At 62.6% G+C, this 19,426-nt stretch carries 15 protein-coding genes and 1 tRNA gene; 4 read left to right on the top strand and 12 right to left on the bottom strand.

What is annotated here, in order from left to right; genetic code table 11:
• The first annotated feature begins 106 nt into the window (after positions 1-106).
• Positions 107-1,291: a delta-9 fatty acid desaturase DesA gene (gene desA, locus QLG12_RS26010; RefSeq protein WP_282475473.1), complete on the top strand. Its 1,185-nt coding sequence runs from the start codon at positions 107-109 to the stop codon at positions 1,289-1,291.
• 147 nt (positions 1,292-1,438) lie between these two features.
• Entirely contained in the window at positions 1,439-2,428 is a 990-nt protein-coding gene (locus tag QLG12_RS26005; protein WP_197870234.1) for a sensor domain-containing diguanylate cyclase, read from the top strand.
• A 27-nt stretch (positions 2,429-2,455) separates the two neighbouring features.
• Here the strand turns inward: QLG12_RS26005 and QLG12_RS26000 are convergent, their stop codons facing one another.
• From QLG12_RS26000 to gabD, 3 genes are all read right to left on the bottom strand, one after another.
• Positions 2,456-3,667 carry a response regulator gene (locus tag QLG12_RS26000; RefSeq protein ID WP_282475472.1) on the bottom strand — a complete coding sequence of 404 codons (1,212 nt, stop codon included), beginning with the start codon at positions 3,665-3,667 and terminating at the stop codon, positions 2,456-2,458.
• A gap of 140 nt (positions 3,668-3,807) precedes the next feature.
• Positions 3,808-5,085 carry a 4-aminobutyrate--2-oxoglutarate transaminase gene (gabT, locus tag QLG12_RS25995; protein ID WP_282475471.1) on the bottom strand — a complete coding sequence of 426 codons (1,278 nt, stop codon included), beginning with the start codon at positions 5,083-5,085 and terminating at the stop codon, positions 3,808-3,810.
• 185 nt (positions 5,086-5,270) lie between these two features.
• Positions 5,271-6,713: an NADP-dependent succinate-semialdehyde dehydrogenase gene (gabD, locus tag QLG12_RS25990; protein WP_282475470.1), complete on the bottom strand. Its 1,443-nt coding sequence runs from the start codon at positions 6,711-6,713 to the stop codon at positions 5,271-5,273.
• A gap of 443 nt (positions 6,714-7,156) precedes the next feature.
• Between gabD and QLG12_RS25985 the strand changes: the two genes are divergently transcribed.
• Positions 7,157-7,233, top strand: a tRNA-Arg gene (locus tag QLG12_RS25985).
• Between the two features lie 67 nt (positions 7,234-7,300).
• Here the strand turns inward: QLG12_RS25985 and QLG12_RS25980 are convergent.
• From QLG12_RS25980 to QLG12_RS25960, 5 genes are all read right to left on the bottom strand, one after another.
• Positions 7,301-7,570, bottom strand: coding sequence for a hypothetical protein (locus tag QLG12_RS25980; protein WP_232253888.1), 270 nt, complete (start codon positions 7,568-7,570; stop codon positions 7,301-7,303).
• 20 nt (positions 7,571-7,590) lie between these two features.
• Positions 7,591-8,205 (bottom strand): hypothetical protein, encoded by a 615-nt coding sequence (locus QLG12_RS25975; protein ID WP_197870238.1) that lies wholly within the window; start codon positions 8,203-8,205, stop codon positions 7,591-7,593.
• Entirely contained in the window at positions 8,202-8,783 is a 582-nt protein-coding gene (locus QLG12_RS25970; RefSeq protein WP_232253891.1) for an RNA polymerase sigma factor, read from the bottom strand. The genes QLG12_RS25975 and QLG12_RS25970 overlap by 4 nt, the downstream gene beginning before the upstream one ends.
• 29 nt (positions 8,784-8,812) lie before the next feature.
• The gene (locus QLG12_RS25965) at positions 8,813-10,504 is read right to left on the bottom strand and encodes a VWA domain-containing protein (protein WP_282475469.1); all 1,692 of its coding nucleotides are present in this window, start codon (positions 10,502-10,504) and stop codon (positions 8,813-8,815) included.
• An 88-nt stretch (positions 10,505-10,592) separates the two neighbouring features.
• Positions 10,593-11,153: a YbhB/YbcL family Raf kinase inhibitor-like protein gene (locus tag QLG12_RS25960; protein ID WP_064382687.1), complete on the bottom strand. Its 561-nt coding sequence runs from the start codon at positions 11,151-11,153 to the stop codon at positions 10,593-10,595.
• A 139-nt stretch (positions 11,154-11,292) separates the two neighbouring features.
• Between QLG12_RS25960 and QLG12_RS25955 the strand changes: the two genes are divergently transcribed.
• Complete coding sequence (locus QLG12_RS25955) at positions 11,293-12,822, top strand: FAD-dependent oxidoreductase (RefSeq protein WP_282475468.1); 1,530 nt, start codon at positions 11,293-11,295, stop codon at positions 12,820-12,822.
• Here QLG12_RS25955 and pgaD read toward each other — a convergent pair.
• The 4 genes from pgaD to pgaA are packed head-to-tail and all read right to left on the bottom strand — an operon-like array spanning position 12,815 to position 19,192.
• Entirely contained in the window at positions 12,815-13,348 is a 534-nt protein-coding gene (gene pgaD / locus QLG12_RS25950; RefSeq protein WP_282475467.1) for a poly-beta-1,6-N-acetyl-D-glucosamine biosynthesis protein PgaD, read from the bottom strand. The two genes, QLG12_RS25955 and pgaD, sit on opposite strands and share 8 nt — an antisense overlap.
• The gene (gene pgaC / locus QLG12_RS25945; protein ID WP_197870248.1) at positions 13,345-14,700 is read right to left on the bottom strand and encodes a poly-beta-1,6-N-acetyl-D-glucosamine synthase; all 1,356 of its coding nucleotides are present in this window, start codon (positions 14,698-14,700) and stop codon (positions 13,345-13,347) included. Before pgaC ends, pgaD begins: the two co-directional genes overlap by 4 nt.
• Position 14,701: 1 nt before the next feature.
• The gene (gene pgaB / locus QLG12_RS25940; RefSeq protein ID WP_282475466.1) at positions 14,702-16,699 is read right to left on the bottom strand and encodes a poly-beta-1,6-N-acetyl-D-glucosamine N-deacetylase PgaB; all 1,998 of its coding nucleotides are present in this window, start codon (positions 16,697-16,699) and stop codon (positions 14,702-14,704) included.
• Positions 16,700-16,711: 12 nt separating this feature from the next.
• Positions 16,712-19,192, bottom strand: a complete 2,481-nt coding sequence (pgaA, locus tag QLG12_RS25935; RefSeq protein ID WP_282475465.1) for a poly-beta-1,6 N-acetyl-D-glucosamine export porin PgaA — start codon at positions 19,190-19,192, stop codon at positions 16,712-16,714.
• Positions 19,193-19,426 lie beyond the last annotated feature (234 nt).

The raw sequence follows: 19,426 nt of genomic DNA, 5'->3' as shown, positions 1-19,426 counted from the left end.
TCAAGAAACATCCAGCCATCTCTTATCTGAAAGGGCGACTGGTTTTATCTGTGTGCTTGGTGATAATGCAACGGCTGTTTTTTCTTTATCGAGGGCCCTATAGCCTATGTGGTACGAAGGTTTTCTTGGCTTGTCGGCCTGGTCGCTGGTCGCCGTCACCCTGGTGATGACCCACGTGACAATCGTTGCCGTCACGGTCTACTTGCACCGCTACTCGGCCCATCGCTCCCTGGAGCTGAATGCCGGCCTGAAGCATTTCTTCCGTTTCTGGCTGTGGCTGACCACGGCACAGAACACCCGCGAGTGGACTGCCATCCACCGCAAACACCACGCCAAATGCGAAACCGAAGACGACCCGCACAGTCCGGTCGTCAAGGGTCTGTCCACCGTCCTGCGCAAAGGCGCCGAGCTGTACCGCGAAGAAGCGCAGAACGCGGAAACCCTGCGCATCTACGGCAAGAACTGCCCCGAAGACTGGATCGAGCGCAACCTCTACAGCCGCTACCGGTTGCTGGGCGTGGCGATCATGGCGGTCGTCGATCTGCTGCTGTTCGGCACCATCGGCATCACCATCTGGGCGATCCAGATGATGTGGATCCCGGTCTGGGCGGCCGGTGTGGTCAACGGCCTCGGCCATGCCGTCGGCTACCGCAACTTCGAATGCCGCGACGCGGCGACCAATCTGGTGCCTTGGGGCATCCTGATCGGCGGCGAAGAACTGCACAACAACCATCACACCTACCCCAACTCGGCCAAGCTGTCGGTCAAGAAGTGGGAGTTCGACCTCGGCTGGGCGTGGATCCAGGTCTTCAGCTTCCTGCGTCTGGCCAAGGTCCAACGAGTCGCCCCGATCGCCCACCGCGTCGAAGGCAAGGGCAGCCTGGACATGGACACTGCCATGGCGATCCTCAACAACCGCTTCCAGATCATGGCCCAGTACCGCAAGCTGGTGATCGGCCCGCTGGTCAAGCAGGAACTGGCCAAGGTCGATCATTCGGTACGCCACCAGTTCCACCGGGCCAAACGTCTGCTTTCGCGGGAAACCAGCCTGTTGGAAGATCGCCACCACGCGCGCATCCAGAACATGCTCGAGCACAGCCAGGCGCTGAAGGTAATCTACGAGAAGCGCCTGGCCCTGCAGCAGATCTGGGTCAAGACCAGCGCGAATGGCCACGACATGCTCGCCGCCATCAAGGAATGGGTCCACGAGGCCGAGGCCAGCGGCATCCAGTCCCTGCGCGAATTCGCTGACCAGTTGAAAACCTACTCGCTGCGCCCTGTCGCCGCCTGAGTGCCGTTGATCGGTGCGCCCGGTTCCCGGGGCGCACCCTTCGGAACTTCACCCTCGATCCCCTATCTCAAAGACACTTCGCCACCCCCGGCGGGTTTTCCCGTGGCCGTTGTCGATAGATCGACACGCCCTTTGAGATTCGTGTCGATGGTCAACAACAATCAAAATCAATCATCCCCTCCCCAGTGGCCCGAGGCCGCGCAAACCCTGATGGCATTGATGCATGCCCAGGGCGAAGTCGCCCGCCTGAGCGAACGCGAGCAGCTGTTCAGCTCGCTGCTGGTCAGCGTCAATGCCGTGCTTTGGGCCTTCAACTGGGAAACCCGGCAGGTGCTTTACGTCAGCCCTGCTTACGAGCGGATCTTCGGCCGCTCCGCCGCCCTGCTGTTGGCCGACCACAACCAGTGGCGCGACAGCATCTACCCGGACGATCTGGAATACGCCGAACGCAGCCTCGCCGAAGTGCTGCACAAAGGCGCTGTGGAAGACCGCGAATACCGGATCATCGCCGCCGACGGCCAGATACGCTGGATCAGCGACAAGTGCTTCATCAACCGTCAGGACGAACCGGGGCAACCGGTGATCATCGTCGGCATCGCCGAAGACATCACCGACAAGAAGCAAATGGAAACCGAGCTGCAACGCCTGGCCACCACCGACGTGCTGACCCAGAGCAGCAATCGCCGGCACTTTTTCGAATGCGCCCACCGCGAATTCGAAAACGCCCGCCTGCAAGGCGCTCCACTGGCGTTCCTGCTGCTGGACATCGATGACTTCAAAGTGATCAACGACACCTACGGCCACCCCGAAGGCGACAACGTGCTGCAACGAATCGCCGAATGCGGTCGTGCCTCATTACGCCGGGGCGACCTGTTCGGGCGGATTGGCGGTGAGGAGTTTGCTGCGGTTTTCCCGGGCTGTGCGCCGGACATGGCCATGCAGGTGGCCGAGCGGCTGCAACGGGAAATTCAGCGGCTGAGTTTCAATTACGGTGAACAAACGTTCGGCATCACCGTCAGCCAGGGCCTGACCAGCCTCACCCCGGAAGACGAAAGCCTCGACACCCTGTTCGCCCGTGCGGACGCGGCAATGTACGAGGCCAAGCGGCAGGGCAAGAACCGGATCATTTCCGCCTGATTCCAGACCGGATGCGCAATCAAGCCGCTATTTGCGCATCCGCATCAGCTCCGGCAAGCCGATCTTGAGCAAGCGCGCCGTACGGCTCTTGGCCAGTTCCTCGACGCCTTCATGCTCGGTCAGCCGGGCCATTTGCGCCGCCATGTTCATCACCAGCGCCTCGCGGGAGTACACCCCGCCCCCGAGCTGGTAGACCGAGGCAATCAGCTCGCGCAACTCCAGCGGCAAACGCCAGCGAGTACGCAACGCCGAACCATAGGCCGCACCGAATTCGGCCAGTGCATCGCCGACTTCCTCCAGCTCGTCCAACTCGCCGCCGGCCTGCTTCCACTCTTGAAGACAACGCAGCAACGCCAGATCGCCGAGGCGATGGAGCATGCCGGCGCAGTAGCAGCGCTCCTGATCCAGATCGAGCAACCGCGCCAAGGTGCGGGCGTACTCGGCGGTGTGCAGTGACAGGCCCCAATAGCGCTCGGCGTAGTCGGCCAGGCATGGGTCGCTCAGTCGGGCACTGCGCTTGAGTGCCAGGCCAAGAATCAGGTTCATGCTTTGCCCGGTGCCCAGGCGATGCAGCGCCTGCGCCAGGGTCTGCACCGGCGAACCGTGGTGCTGGGCGGCACTGTTGGCGGCGGCAATCAACACGGCGGTGATTTGCGGATCAGTGCGGATTTCCTCCTCCAGCAGCTTCAGGTCCAGGCCATTGGGGTTGAGGCTGCGCTTGACCGCCACCTGCACGTCGGTCATCAACGGTGCGCCGTCGGCCTGTTCGCGGCGACGTTCGAGAAATACCGACAGCGTCATGCCCGGCGCCAGTGCGGGTACTTCACAGAACACTTCTTCGCCGGCATTGAGCAACAGCCCCTGCAAACGCTCGGTCAGGCTTTCCATGTTCAGGGGTTTGGCCAGGTAGGCGGTCGGCGCCAGCGGCAAGGCTTCGCGCACGCTGGCGCTGTCGTTGCGGCTGCTCATCAGAATGAACGGCAGTGGCGGATTGCGTTTACGCTGGCGGACGCTGCGCAACACGCTCAAGCCATCGACGCCGGGCAACTCCCAGTCGACGATCGCCAGGTCATAGGGCACTTCGCTGAGCAGCGTCATTGCCTCCTGGCCATCGGCGCACAAGTCCAGCCGCGCATCGCAGCGCACATTCAGCAGCACTTGTTTGAGCAGGTCACGAGACCACGGGTCGGCCTCGGCAATCAGGACTCTCGGTACAGCGGGTAAATCGACGGCCGTCATGCTCGCCCTCCCTTGCAATGCTTGAACCTTAGCCAATGCTGGCGTTTCGGTACAACCTGAAAACCGCGCAGGTGTTTCCCGGGCATGAAAAAACCCGCCGAAGCGGGTTTTTTGTCGATCCGATCACACGGTGCTACGGATTACAGCTCCGAGAAGCACTCTTCGATGATCGCCAGACCTTTGTCCAGTTGCTCGTCCGGCGAGGTCAGCGGTACCAGGACGCGCAGAACGTTGCCGTAGGTGCCGCAGGACAGCAGGATCAGGCCCTTGTCACGCGCCTTGGCCACGACAGCCGCAACGGCGGTCGGGTTTGGCTTGTGGCTGTCGCCGTTTTCGAACAGCTCGACCGCGATCATCGCGCCCAGGGCACGGACTTCGCCGATCACCGGGTACTTGGCCTGGATGGCTTTCAGGCCAGTGACCAGACGCTCACCAACAGCCTTGCAGCGGTCCAGCAGTTTTTCTTCTTCGAACACTTCCATCACGGCCAGGGCCGCAGCGCAAGCGATCGGGCTACCGGCGTAGGTGCCGCCCAGGCCGCCTGGCGCGATGGCGTCCATGTATTCGGCCTTGCCGCACACACCGGCCAGCGGGAAGCCGCCAGCGATGGATTTGGCGAAAGTGGTCAGGTCGGCAGCAACGCCCATCTGCTCCATGGCGAAGAAAGTGCCGGTACGGCCAGCGCCGGTCTGCACTTCGTCAGCGATCAGCAGGATGCCGTGCTGGTCGCACAGGGCGCGCAGGCGCTTCATGAATGCTTGAGGCGCGACGTAGAAACCACCTTCACCCTGTACTGGCTCGATGATGATCGCGGCGATGTCTTTCGGCTCGGCATCGTTCTTGAAGATGCGTTCGATGGAAGCGATCGAGTCGTCGATGCTCACGCCGTGCAGTTCGTTCGGGTACAGCGCGCGGAAGATGCCGCCTGGCATCAGGCCCATGCCGGCCGAGTAAGGCACGACTTTACCGGTCAGGCCCAGGGTCATCATGGTGCGACCGTGGTAAGCGCCGGTGAAGGCGATGACGCCAGCGCGGCCGGTGGCGGCACGAGCGATTTTCACGGCGTTTTCAACGGCTTCGGAACCGGTGGTCACCAGCAGGGTTTTCTTGGCGAAGTCGCCCGGTACGCGAGCGTTGATTTTCTCGCACAGCTCAACGTACGGCTCATAAGCCAGAACCTGGAAGCAGGTGTGAGTCAGCTTGTTCAACTGCTCGGTCACGGCGGCGATGATTTTCGGGTGCACGTGGCCGGTGTTCAGTACAGCGATACCGCCAGCGAAGTCGATGAATTCGCGACCTTCAACGTCGGTCACAGTCGCGTTCTTCGCGGACTCGGCGAAGATCGGGTGAATCTGGCCAACACCACGTGGAACAGCTGCGGTACGACGGGCCATCAGTTCAGCGTTAGTCTTGCTCATTACAGTCCTCATTCACCGCTCATCGGGCGGCGTGGTTCAAGGATTAAGCGGGAGGAATCGGCGGTGGCAGCATGCGATGATCGACTGCCACGGCGTTCCCGGCCGCAGAGAAAATTCCGGTTTGAAACGACGCAAAGGGACAGCGCTCTCGTGCCCTTTGCGTTTGCAGCGATCTCTTTCTCGGCTTAGATGCCCAGGCAGAGGTATTTGATTTCCAGGTAATCTTCGATGCCGTACTTGGAGCCTTCACGGCCCAGGCCCGAGGCCTTTATGCCGCCGAACGGCGCGACTTCGTTGGAGATCAGCCCGGTGTTGACGCCGACCATGCCGTACTCCAGAGCTTCAGCCACACGGAACACACGGCCCAGGTCACGAGCGTAGAAGTAGGAAGCCAGACCGAACTCGGTGTCGTTCGACATCGCGATCACGTCGGCTTCGTCTTTGAAACGGAACAGCGGCGCCAGCGGACCGAAGGTTTCTTCCTTGGCCACCGCAGCGTCTTTCGGCACGTTGGTCAGGATGGTCGGCTCGAAGAAGTTGCCTTCCATCGGCTTGCCGCCGGCCAGAACGGTCGCGCCTTTGCTCACCGCGTCAGCGATATGCTCTTGCACCTTGGCCACAGCTTTCTCGTCGATCAGCGGCCCCGTGGTGGTGCCTTCTTCCAGACCGTTGCCGATCTTCAGCTTGGCGACTGCCACTTTCAGCTTCTCGGCGAACGCGTCGTAGACCGAATCCTGAATGTACAGTCGGTTGGCGCAGACGCAGGTCTGGCCGTTGTTGCGGTACTTGGAAATGATCGCGCCTTCGACGGCCTTATCCAGATCCGCGTCGTCGAACACGATGAATGGCGCGTTGCCGCCCAGTTCCAGGGAGACTTTCTTGATGTCCTTGGCGCATTCCGACATCAGCTGACGGCCGATTTCGGTCGAGCCGGTGAAGGACAGTTTGCGCACGATCGGGTTGCTGGTCAGCTCGCTGCCGATGTCGCCGGCGCTGCCGGACACCACGCTGAACACACCTTTGGGAATGCCGGCGCGCTGGGCCAGTTCGGCCAGGGCAAATGCAGAGAACGGGGTTTGCGAAGCAGGCTTGAGCACCATGGTGCAACCGGCGGCAAGCGCAGGACCTGCTTTACGAGTGATCATCGCCGCCGGGAAGTTCCACGGGGTGATGGCAGCGGTCACGCCGATCGGTTGCTTGATCACGATCAGGCGCTTGTCCGGCTGATGGCCCGGAATCACGTCGCCGTAAATGCGCTTGGCTTCTTCGGCGAACCACTCGATGAACGAAGCGGCGTAAACGATTTCGCCCTTGGCTTCGGCCAGTGGTTTGCCCTGCTCGAGGGTCATCAGGCGAGCGAGATCGTCCTGGTTCTCGATCATCAGTTCGAACCAGCGACGCAGTTTGCCTGCACGCTCCTTGGCGGTCAGTGCACGCCAGGCCGGCAACGCCTTGTCGGCGGCTTCGATGGCACGGCGGGTTTCGGCTGCGCCCATCTTCGGCACAGTGCCCAGAATCTCGCCGGTGGCCGGGTTGTTGACCTTGATCGTCTGACCGCTGTCCGCGTCGACCCATGCGCCATCGATGAAGGCTTGCTGGCGGAACAACTGGGTGTCTTTAAGCTGCATGTCGGCTTTCCTTAACAGCACCGCGCAAGGCGCGGAGCAAAATTATGATTGTAGAAAGGCGCCTCGCAAGGCTGCCGTCAGGGAAATCATTTACCGGGCTGGCACATAAATAGCGCACGACTCAAAACGCGTGCGGCTCAGCACCTGGATCAGGAGCGTTTGAAATCTCAAACGAATCCTAGGTTCAAAGGGGTTGAAGGACAATAGGGCGTTCGAAAAAAAGAACAAAAACGCCGCAATTGCTGAACATTTCAGATCAACGTACCAACAGCTCGGGTCGCAGGGAAACCATAGAACAGCCTCCCCAAAGCGCCAAGCGAGCCTTTTGCAGGACGTTACAGCTTTATGGAATGCAGTGCTTTTCAACCGACACGCGCACTGACAATACGCACCAAAACCCGGCATGGACGCCCCGAGCCGACCTAGGTATGATGTCGCCCGCTGCACCAGTAGCTCAGCTGGATAGAGTACTGCCCTCCGAAGGCAGGGGTCGTGGGTTCGAATCCCGCCTGGTGCGCCATCGATTTAAACGAGAAAGCCCCGGACTGTGATGGTCCGGGGCTTTTTTGTGTCTGCTGGCTGGCGACTCACTCCGTCGTCCAGTCAAACTCGTCATATTCATCATCGTCTTCTTCGTCCTCGATCAAGTCATCATCGAGAACGTCGTCTTCCAGATCCTCTTCGGCCTGTTTGGCCAGAAGAAACTCCTTGCGACTCTCCGTCACTGCCCGCCGCAGTTCCTCGCCCTTGACCGGGCAGTTGAGCATTTGGGCGATGCGGTCGATTTTTTGGGCCACGGCATCCTCCAGCGCATCGGCAATGACCCGATAGTGCGCGTTTTTGCGGGTCAATGCCAAATGGCGGATGGCTGATACGGTCAGTTCTTGCGGATTTTTTCCAGTCGCAGGTCGAGATTCACGTTCGGGTAGCGCTTGTGCAGGTTGTTGAACAGGCTGTCGGCCGCTTGCGACTGGCCGGACTCGCGCAGGCGCAGGACTTCACGCAGTTGCGCGTCAAGACCGTTGACCGGGGCGGCGGCGCGCTTGCTGACCTTGGCGTCGTCCGCCGTGTCGGCGCTGATCGATTCGCTCTGCATCGGTGCGGCCATTTCCGCGATTGGCGCGGGAGCCATTGCGGGTGCAGGCGCGGAAAGTGCGCCGGCGGGCGCCGACAATGATCGGGCCTCCTGACGGACCACAGGCGCGGCCGGTTTGGCAGCAGGGGCGAAATCGTATTCAGCCACGGGCTCCGGCGCGCGTTGCACCAGCGACAGCATCAGCGCGATGCCGACCAGACTGGCAAAAGCCACCTGGTAGCGCGGTTGCTGGCAGGCCTTGAGCCATCGTTGCCACAGACTCTGCCGTGGCGCCGGGGTTTCACGGCGGGCGACGTTGAGGATCAGTGCGTCGAGATGCGCCGGCGGTTCGGCGTTGTGCTGTTCGCGCACGTGCTTGAGCATTTGCTCTTCGGGTGTCGGGCGGGCGTCCGTCATGTCAGTACCTCCTCGGCCAGCAGCCGACGCAGTTTTTGCTGGGCGTAGCGCAAGCGGCTCTTGACGGTTTCCAGCGGTGTTTCGGTGAGGCTGGCGATTTGCGCCAGGTCGAGGTCGCCGTGGGCACGAAGCAGAAACACTTCGCGCTGGTCGGCGGGCAAGGATTGCAGGGCGCTCTCCAGGCGCTCGCTGTCGCGGCTGAGGTTGAGCAGTTGTTCGGGATCCGAGGCATCGTCGCTGACGGCGTGGAATTGCTCGTCGTAGCTGTCATGCAGCGGTTGTCGGGCGCCGTGCTTGCGCCAGTGGTCAATCAGGCGATTGCGGGCAATCTGGAACAACCATGTACGAAAGGTCGCCCGGCCCTGTGGCTGACTGGCACTGCGGATCAGGCTCAGCCAGGTCTCCTGGAACACCTCGTCGGCCAGTTCCGGTTTGCCGCTCAAACCGAGCAGAAACCGGTAAAGACTCTGCCGATGGCGGGCGTACAGGATCTCGAACGCCTTGCCGTCACCCTCGCGATAACGGGCCAGCAGCGATTCGTCGCTGCTGGCCTCAAGGCTGTCGGCGGAAGCAAACAGCTGTGTGATGAAGCCTTTGAGGCGGCTCACTATTCAATCCGTCGCTCAGTGGACATTCCGTTGGAGGCGGTGGAGGTACGCAGGCTCTGCGCCAGCGCCACCAGTTGCACGAACTCGTTGCGCAAGCCGAAGCGGTCATCGCCGCGGGCACCGCGGGCCAGGGCTTCGGTGTCCTTGAGGCTGAAATCGCCGGTGTAGCGGCCGTCCTTGAGTTGCTGGGAAAACGCAGCGACGGCGGCAGCAAAACGCAGGTCCTCACTGGCCGGCGCCACCTGACTGGCAATCGGCCGCTCGATCAGCAGACTTTTCCCACCCTCAGGCTTTTGATATCGCACGCGCAGCATGGCCAATTCTCCTTTCTTCTCGGAAACCACTGCATCGGTTTTTCCGTAACGCAGCGGTTCCAGCCAGCCCTTCTCGCCAGTCGGTACGATTTCATACAACGCCGTCACCGTGTGGCCTGCACCGATTTCACCGGCATCGACCTTGTCATTGCTGAAATCCTCACGCTTCAACGCGCGATTTTCATAGCCGAGCAGGCGGTATTCGCTGACCTGCGCCGGGTTGAACTCGACCTGCAACTTGACGTTTTTCGCCACCACGGCGAGGGTCGAACCGAGTTGATCCACCAGCACCTTGCGCGCTTCGCGCAGGTTGTCGATGTAGGCGTAGTTGCCGTCACCGGCATCGGCCAGTTGTTCCATCAGGTGTTCATTGTAGTTATCCACACCGAAACCCAGGGTGGTCAGGGAAATCCCGGTCTTGCGTTTATCCACAGCCATTTGTTTCAGGCTGTCGAAGTCACTGATGCCGACGTTGAAGTCGCCATCGGTGGCCAACAGGATGCGGTTGATGCCTTTGGGGATGAAAGCCTGCTGCGCCATCTGATAAGCCAGTTCGATACCTGAAGCGCCCGCAGTCGAGCCGCCGGCGGTCAATTGCTCGATGGCTGTGCGAATTTTCGCTTTTTCCCGTCCGGAAGTCGGCTCCAGCACCACGCTGGATTCGCCGGCATACACCACCAGCGACACCCGATCCTGCTCGCGCAATTGATCGACCAGCAATTTCAGGGTGCTTTTGACACGCGGCAAGCCTTCGGGGCGGTCCATAGAGCCGGACACATCCACCAGAAACACCAGGTTCGCCGGGGCCAGCTCCGCCACCGCACGGTCGGAGGCCTTGATGCCGATGCGCAGCAAACGGGTGTGCGGGTTCCACGGTGAAGCGGCCAGTTCGGTGGTCACGCCGAAGGGCGAGCCATCGCTCGGCAGCGCGTAGTCGTAGGGAAAGTAATTGACCATCTCTTCCAGCCGCACCGCGCCTTCCGGCGGCAGGCGACCCTGGTTGAGCAGCCTCCGCACATTGGCGTAAGCGCCGGTGTCGACGTCGGCACTGAAGGTCGAGACAGGAGTTTCGGCGACGCTGTGGATCGGGTTGTCGGCCAGGTTGGCGTACTGTTCGCGCTGTTCGTCGCGATAGCCTTGTGGATAACTTTCACCGGCCGGCATCGGTGCAAAACTGGCCATCGGCGCGGCCAGTGCACTGCGCTTGGCCATCGCGCTATCGGCCATGACCGCTTCGGGCTGCACGGAGGATTTCAGCTCGGCCTGCGCTGGACACGGCGCGACGGTGGTTTCCGGGCTGGAGGAAACGCCGCAACCGGCAACCACCAGCAACACACTGGCAGCAAGGGGGCGCAGAAGCGTGGAAGGAAGGGACATGGGGGCTGACCTCGGGGAAGAATTGATCCATTCATCCCCTGAGACGGGCAGCCCTTTCAGTTCGGGTTAAACCTCGCCGAATTTTTTTTCAGCGGTGATAACGCCGCACCGCACTGCTGTTGCGCAGCACGTGGCCTTTGATCTTTTCCATCAGCTGGGCGCGGGTCAGGCCGGCGGGCAAGGCGTCCGGGGCCAGATCCAGGGCGTAGATCTGGATGATGTAGTGGTGCGCGCTGTCGCCCACCGGTGGGCATGGGCCGATGTAGCTGGTGGTGCCTTTGCTGTTGGTGCCACCGACGCCTTCGAGGGCCGATTTGGCGCCGACACCGGCCGCAATCTGCCGGGTCGTGGCCTTGATCCCGTAGTGAATCCAGTGATCGACGCCCGAGCCTTTCTGGCCGTCCGGATCGTGCATGACGATGGCGTAGCTCAGGGTTCCGGCCGGGCCGGCATTCCAGCTCAGGGCCGGCGACTGGTTCTTGCCGCCGCAACCGGCCGCATCGCTGGCCGCCGCCGAGGTGAACAGGCGGTTATCCGACACGCCGGGAATGCTGAGGGTGAAACGCTCCTGGGCCTGCGCCGGAAACTGCACGCAAAGGGCGACGGCAACGGCCGCCAGCCAAGGGTTGAGAGAGGTCAATCGGGTCATTCCGGGAGCACCTTGTGCAGTTGGGCCTTCGTCGGCCTGCAAACTATAGCCGTACCGTTCGTGCCGTGGCAGTGGCAAATGGCTGAACCTCGCAATGCAGCCCAAACTCGTAAGAGAAATGCCTGTGAGGAGCACGACCATGACCCTGCACCGTGTCGCCCGTTTCGCCGATGTGCCTGAAGACCGTGGCCTGGAGGTAAAAATCGGCGACTGCAAGATTGTTCTGCTGCGCGTTGCCGGCCAATTGCGCGCCTTTCAGGGGCAATGCCCGCACGCCGGCGCGCCGCTGGCGGAAGGCGCGTTGTGCCACGGCCGGCTGATCTGCCCGTGGCACAAGGCAGCCTTTCGCACCGAAGATGGCGCCTTGTGCGAGCCTCCGGCACTGGACAGCCTCAAGCGCTATCCGCTGGAACTGCGCGGTGACGAGGTGTGGGTCGATGACCAGCCGCTGCCGGATCCGCACACCCCGCCGCAGGACGATCCGCGCACCTTTGTCATCGTCGGCGCCGGTGCCGGGGGAACGGCCTGTGCCGCCGCCCTGCGGGAAAAAGGCTTCGGCGGGCGGATCGTGCTGATCGACCGCGAGCCCGGCGCCGGCTACGACCGCACGGTGCTGAGCAAATTCGTGCTGTCCGGGGAAATGCCGGCGGCGGAAACCCCGCCGCTGCGCGATGAAGACTTTTACCGCGAGCAGCACATCAACCGGGTTTCTGGCGAGGTCACCGGGCTCGATACCGAAGCCAAAACCCTTCACCTGAGCGATGGCCGCACACTGCATTACGACGCGGCGGTGCTGGCCACCGGCGCAACGCCCAACACGCTGGAACTGCCCGGCGCAGAGCTGCCCCAGGTGTTTGTCCTGCGCTGCAAAGCCCAGGCGCAATCCATCATGGACACTGCTCAACCGGGACAGCGTGCGGTGATCATCGGTGACAGCTTCATTGCCCTTGAATGCGCTTCGGCCCTGCGCCAGCACGGTCTTGAGGTGACGGTGCTGGCGCGTCACGCAATTCCGTTCGCGGCGCAGTTCGGAGAAGCCGTCGGCAAGGCGATCCGGGCGCTGCATGAAGAGCACGGCGTGAAATTCATCAGCGAACACCAAGCCCGGGAGATCACCGGCGACGGCAAAGTCGAGGCGGTGTTGCTCGACAATGGCCTGCGCCTGTCGGCGGATCTGGTGTTGGCCGGAATCGGCGTGCATCCGGCCACCGAGGCCTTTGGCGACCTGCCGCGCGAGAAGGATCAATCCTTGCGAGTCGATGCCGGCCTGCGTGCCGCCGACAGTCTGTGGGCGATTGGCGACATCGCCACCTTTCCGTTGAACGGCCAGGCGCAGCGCATCGAGCACTGGCGCCTGGCCCAGCAGCACGCGCGGATCGCCGCCGCCAACCTGCTCGGTGGCGATGAGCATTACCTCGATGTGCCGTATTTCTGGACCTGGCATTTCGGCCGTAACTACGACTACCTCGGTCACGCCGAGCGGTGGGACGAAGTCGAATTTATCGGCGAACCCGAACAGCCGCCGTTTATCGGGCTGTTCGGGAGCAAGGGCGTGGTGGTGGCGGCGATCGCCTGTGAGCAGGAGCGGGCGATGGCGCTGCTGGCCGAACGCATGAAACAACCCCTGCCGATGGATGAAGCCTGGCGGCTGATTCGCGCCGTCAGGTGATCCGGTTCAGCGGCTCGCGGTTGTCGTCGTCCTCGGCGCCCAGAAAGATCACCCGAGGATGCTCCAGCGGCGCCAGCGGTGGCGGCAGCACTTGCGGCTGAGCCGGCCACAGATGCGGCACCACATGACTGACATCGCCGTCCTGGTCGTTGTGGATGGTCATCACGCCCGGCCCGCGCAGCTTCTGAAAGCGGTCGTCATTCAGTTTGAAGCTGCGGCTCAGTCCCTCATCGTCGACCACCGGGGAGGGCAACCGGCGCTGGGCGAAGCTTCGGCTCTTGCGTTGCTGATAACGCGCCCAGCCGACCAGGATCACCGCGTTGACCACCGCCACCCACAGATAAATCTGCAAGGTGCCGAGGGCTTCGAACGCCGAGTTGTCGAGGCGTGGCCCACCTTCGTGAGTATCAATCAGCGGCCACAGACCGCGTACCAGCAGATACAGCAGGCCGATCCAGGCCAGCACGGTGAAGAACGCATCGAGCAGCACCAGAAGCGGTCGTTGCCGGGTCCGGATAATTTTCATTTGATAACCTCCTCTTCATCGTCCCCGAGCGGCTTGATACCCCGGTCGGGACTGACCCAGCGCGCACGTTTCTGGTGTTGGCCGAACAAGACTTTGGGGAAACTGACCAGCGTGGTCAGCAGGCTGACGAGCCAGAACGCGATCGGGTACCACACCACCCAGAACATGGTCCTGCCCAGTCCCGGCTCATAACGCCGGTCGATGACGATGCTGACCGCGAACTGCACCAGGCAGACAAAGGCCAGCAGCAAACCGGTGAAGGCTGGCGGCATCAGGTGATCGACGGCAATCGCCTCAGGCATGACCACGAACTTGCCGACGGCCCAGAAGATCACCGACAACAGGAACGTGAACGCCCAGCCGGTCGACAGGCAGTATTCGAACAGCAGCGGCCACAGGTAACGGTGACGGTACTGCCAGATCCCGCGAATGTTCTTGAACAGCACCTCGGCACCGCCCTGGGCCCAGCGCAGGCGCTGCTTCCACAGACCGCGCAGGGTTTCCGGCATCAGGATCCAGCACAGGGCACGGGGCTCGTAGAAGATGCTCCAGTGATCCAGTTGCAGCTTCCAGCTGATGTCGATGTCTTCGGTGATCATGTCCGGGCTCCAGTAGCCGACCCGGTTCAGCGCCGTGCGGCGGAACGCGACGATCACCCCCGACACCGTGAAGATCCGCCCGAACACCCGTTGGGTGCGCTTGATCAGCCCGATGATCGACGAGAACTCGCCGACCTGAACCCGCCCGACCAGGGTCGAGCGCGTGCGGATCCGCGGGTTGCCGGTCACCGCACCCAGTCGTGCGTTGTCGAGCATCGGCGCGACGAGGTAAGCGGCGGTATTCGGCGCCAGCAGCGCATCACCGTCGATGCACACCAGATATTCGCTGCGCGCTGCGATGGCGCCCATGCGCAGGGCCACGGCCTTGCCCTGGTTTTCCGCCAGGTGCAGCACCCGCAGCCGTGGATCTTCCTTGGCCAGCGCATCCAGCACTTCGGCGGTGTTGTCTCTGGAGCCGTCGTTGATCGCGATGACTTCGATGTTCGGGTAGTGCTGCGCCAGCGCCGCGTGAATGGTGTCGGCGGCGTTATCGCCCTCGTTGTAGCAAGGAATCAGAATCGAAATCAGCGGTTCGCCTTCCAGCGGTGGCGGCAGGGTGTCGTCCTTCCACGGCCAGTGCCGTTCCCAGTGCAGCCAGAAATACAGGCCACCGGAAATCCACAACCCGGACATGAACAGCGGGTAGAAGAACACGAAGTCCATCAGAAATTGCCCGGTGACCAAGAAGATCAGCCCCAGCGGAACGCCGAGGACGAGCGCCAGAACCAGCAGGGCCAGCAATCTATCCAGCATGTCATGGGTTCCATTTGTTGGAGAGCGCAGGCCGTACCGTTTTCAGGTCAGGCAGGTTCTCGAGAAAGTTGTCCGGGTAGTAGCCAAAGCTGGTGGCGCCCTGACGTTTGAGGCGGCTCATCCAGTCGGCCAGTTGCGCGCCGTCGATGTCGGCCTGGTCCTTTTTCGTCCAGTCCCGGGCCTGCAGTTCGAACACCGTGCGCTCCAGCGCACCGGGGCGCTGTTTGATTTTCGCCACCAGCGCTTCAAGCCAGGGGCCGGATTGCGCACGGGTCTGTTTTTCCATGAGTGGCATGGCCATCGGCGCCGTCCAGTCGTAAGTCCCGAGGAAGTCGTCGAGGTTCTGCGCAAACCACGCTTCGCTGTGCGGATTGAGCACCGGCTCGGCGAAGATGTTGCGTGCGGTGAGCACTTGCGGGCCACGAATCGCGCGCACCCTGGCGGTCAGTTCGTTGGTGAAGTCGATCAGGTAACGGCTCTTGAAGCGCGTCCAGCGCTGCATCACCGCCGGATCGTCACGCAGGGCAGCGATCGAGCCCGGCAGGCCGTTGGCGGCATAGGCCTTCAGCGCTTGAGGGCCGGCGTCTTCGAAGTCCGAGAGCACCGCGTCGTCGTGGTAGAGAATGCCGTCGACCGAGGTCAGGCGCGCCACGTCTTCGTAGATCTCGCCGATGATCCGCCGCACTTCGGGATCAAACGGCGAAAGGCGTTTGTATTGATCCTGGTCGATCGCAGTCGTGCCGGTCTTCGGATCCCAGCGCGTCACCCGTGGCAGCTTCGAATCCAGTTCGAAACTCAGCACCGGCATCCAGGCAAAGACCTTCACATGAGCCCGGGTGCGCAATTGCCAGGCGACGCGGTCGAACAGGTCGGCGCGCATCGGCAGATGACGGTTGGGGAAGTACAGCGAATGCACCAGACCATCGCCCTTCGGATCGGCGAAGGCTTGCAGGAACACGGTGTTGGCGCCCATGTCGGCCATGCGCTGGATCAGTTTGCCAAGGTTGATTTCCTGCTGCGCCGGGTCCGGGTCGTAGACGTTGTCCAGATCCACGTGCACCACGCGCATGGTGAAATCCGATTGCACGCCGACCACGCTGTTGGCGAAGTGCTCGCCGTCAGGGTCGGAAGCCACCAGGAAACGCGGCCCGCTCATCAGGTTGTCGAGAGCATCGAGGCCGTCATCGAGGGTCAGGGCCATTTCATAGCCTTCCTCGCTCACCACGGTCAGCGACGTGCCGTCCGCCGTGCCGTAAGGCCAGACCCAAACGCGCGGTTTCTTCCCGGTGTTCTTGCGGATCTTCTCCGAGATCGCCTGCACGTCGGCGCGGATCCGCGCCTGGAAATCGGCTTCGGATTCGTAGCGCTTGCTCACTGGATCGTAGCGTCGGGTCGCGGCCGCCGGCTGCAGGTTGCCTTGCGGGTTGGCGAGGATGCCTTTGTGGCTGGCGTCGGTGTGCGCGGCGATTTCCACCAGTCCCGATTGCGAGATTTCCCGCACCTGAGCCCAGGTCAGGAAGTCCGAGCGCGGACGCGGCGTGCCAGCGAAGTCCACCGGTTGGTTCAGCGGGGTATCGATCCAGGTGCCGACCGGCGCCAGCAGCGCATGCCAGTTGTAGGCGCGCAACACCGGCAGCACACGTGTGTAGAAGCTTGAGTAACCGTCGTCGAAGCTGAGCAGGATCGCCTTGGGCGGCAGTTCCGGCCCGCCTTTGCGCGCGGCCATGATCTGATCGACCGTCACCGGTTTGTAGTTGTTCTCCCGCAGCCAGGCGAGTTGCTCAAGCAGGCGCTCGGTGCGCACCGCCACCACCGCCTGATCGGGATCACGGTCTTCGACGTCGTGGTAGGCAATGCCCAGCACGTGGTTTTTCGGCCAGGGCTTTTCATTGGCTGCCAGCGGTCGCTCGGACGGCGGCACGAAGGCCGGGGCTTGCTGGGCGCAGGCGCTGACCAGCAGCACTCCCAGCAGGAGGATGAAACGCGAAATCAAAGGCATCTTCAAACTCTTCTAGAAGCGGAAAGTGAGGTCGACGAGCAGACGCAGATCGGTTTCCCGGTCCCCGTCGTAGGGCCGGTTGATCACGCTGAACAAACCGCCCACCTCGAACACGTCGTTCCACGCGTAGCGCTGGCCGTAACCGAGCAATGCCATGCCGCCGGTGCCGTGATCACGCTGGCTGTAAGTCCCCGCGCCGGCCTGGAATTGCTGGCTCCAGACCGTTTCGTAGCGGTGGTACAGCACGTGATTGACGTTGAGCAACGGCATGACGCTGAAGTCCGACTTCGGGTTGAAGTACGGCACGTCATCGGACTTGGAGTTGTGGCTGGTGCCCACTTCCAGGCCCGCATCGACTTGCAGGTTCGGCGCGCTGTAGACGCCCTCTTTGCCGGTCAGCAAGGCTTCGACGCGGTTGTTGCCGTCGCTGAAGTGCGACGGGCTGACCGCCAGCCGCCACTCGCGGCTCTCGTTGGCGCGCCAGCGGATGAAACCGCTGCCGCCGTTGGCCTTGATGTCGCTGTTCAGTGCCCGCAGCGGGGTCTCGGCCGAGAGGTATTCAAGGCTGCCGCCGTATTGCCAGTGGTCGTTGATATCGCGGGCAATCGCCAGACGCGCGCCCTGTTTGTCGCCGAAACCATAGGAATGATTCGACACCTCGGCTTCAAGGGTCATGTCGCGGGTACGACGCTCCAGACCGACACGCTGGAAACGGTGGTGGCCGGTGCCTTCGGCGAAATCGCCAGTGGCGTATCCGGCTCCGGCGAACACTCGCCAGTCCTCATCGATCGGCGGGCTGTAAAGGGTGGTCTGGATCCCGAAATCGCGGCTGCCGGAGACCGCGCCGGCATCGCCACCGCTGCCGCCGTTGGCCTTGCCGCCGTAGGCTTCGACGCGCAGCTCGGACATGTCGTGCACTTCGCGCTCGCGGGCCAGACGCTGGACCTGACGGTTGTCGGGGAAGCGCGCCACCACATCATCGGTCAGCGCATCCATTTGCCGCCATTCCTGCAAGTCCATCGCGGTGCGGGCCTGCGCGACTTCCAGGCCCATGTCGCGCGGCGCGATGCTCTCGGTTTCCTTGAGCTGGTTTTCCGCGCGGCGCGGCCAGTTGCGGGCCAGGTACAGATCGGCCTGGGCCAGGCGCAGGCCGATGTTGCCCGGCGCCTGATCCACCAGAGTCTGCAAACGCTCTTCGCCGTGAGGCAGGTCGGAGCCATAGGTGCCGGCCTGTGCCGACAGTTGCTGGGCGTCCATCCATTCGTCATTGGGGTTGCCGATCGGCAAGCCCTTGAGTTCGACACGCGGCTTCTGCGCCTTGGCCTGATCTTCGGCGACCTTGCGCGCCTCTTCGGCGCGATCGCTTTCCAGCAACGAGTAATACAGCGCCGTGGTGTCTTCGAGTCGGTCGCCGACATCGGCGTCCGGTGCCGCCAGTACCTGACGGTAAAGATCGGTGGCGATTTCCGGCTGGCGCTGATCCAGATAGGACGCCGCCACCCAGCGCAGGGCATAGGTCGGGATCTTTACGCCTTCACCTTGCAGTTTCTGGTATTCGCTTATCACTTCGGCGGTACGCGCCCGGGCCTTGAGTGCGCCCATGCGGTCGATGCGCCAGCGGGTCACGTCATCGTGGGCGCTGGCGTCCGGGGTCCAGGTGGCGAGCAACTGATCGTAGTCAGCCAGGGCGCGGTCGGCGATCACGTAGCGTTCTTTTTCACTGCGGGTGGCCAGTTCGGCGAGGCGCACGCGTTCGGCGGCCAGATCGCCTTCCAGACGCCGCAAGGTGACGGGATCGATCAGCCCCGGACGCTGCTTCGCCAGACGCAGCGCCGGCTCCGGCAGACGCGCCTTTTGCAGGGCGACCACGTATTCGCGGGCCACTTCCGGTTTGTTGCCGGCGCGAATAAAGGCCTGGTCGTATTCGAACAACGCGTCGTAGGGCTTGCCGGCGCGATTCAGGGCGTAGCCCAGCGCCAGTCGGCGGGAAGGGTCATCGGGTTTGGCGGCGACCAAGGAGCGGGCGCGGATCACCCCTTCGTCGGGCTTGCTGGAGTCGGCCTGGGTCAGCGCCAGACCGAGTTGCAGGTCGGCGTTGTCCGGCTCCAGCGCCAGGGCCTTGTTGTAGACCTGGATCGCCTGATCCCAGCGCTTGAGGTTGCGATAGGCCCGGGCGGTGGCGGTCAGCGCCTGAACGGGTAGCACCCGGTTACGGCCCTGAGCTTCGTAGACCTGAACCACTTCGGCGTCGAGCCCGGCCCAACCGGCGATTTGCAGGTGATCGCTGACCTGCCCGGTGGTGGCCTGGGCCGCAGGCACCTGACGCAGCACCGTCAACGCAGGGGTGTAATGCCCGGCCCGGGCGTCGAGCACCATTTGATCGTAGGCTGTGTCGCCGAACGCGAGCACGGGCCAGAGCAACTGGCTGCACAACGCGACTCGAAACAATGGGCGTAAACCACGATGTAATACAGGAACATCAATACGCGGCATTCGTCAGCATCCTTACATGGCCAGCCGGGTAGCAGTGCCCCCTTTGCCAAATTCGTAACGGAGGCCAGGTCGACTCACCTGGCCAAGCTATCCAAGCAGTCTTGCACGCATGTGTAGATCAATATTCAGAACACAATAATTGTTCAGATTCGTGAGGATGACGGGCCCCGGCTAACCGTTCAGCCGGATGCCAGGCAGCAAAACGCCCGGCGTCTGCGGGTGCAGAGGCCGGGC

The sequence above is a fragment of the Pseudomonas sp. V88_4 genome (assembly GCF_029967985.1).
Taxonomy (GTDB): domain Bacteria; phylum Pseudomonadota; class Gammaproteobacteria; order Pseudomonadales; family Pseudomonadaceae; genus Aquipseudomonas; species Aquipseudomonas glycinae.
The sequence above is the reverse complement of the archived record's forward strand: the minus strand, read 5'-3'. Positions and strand labels throughout refer to the sequence as shown.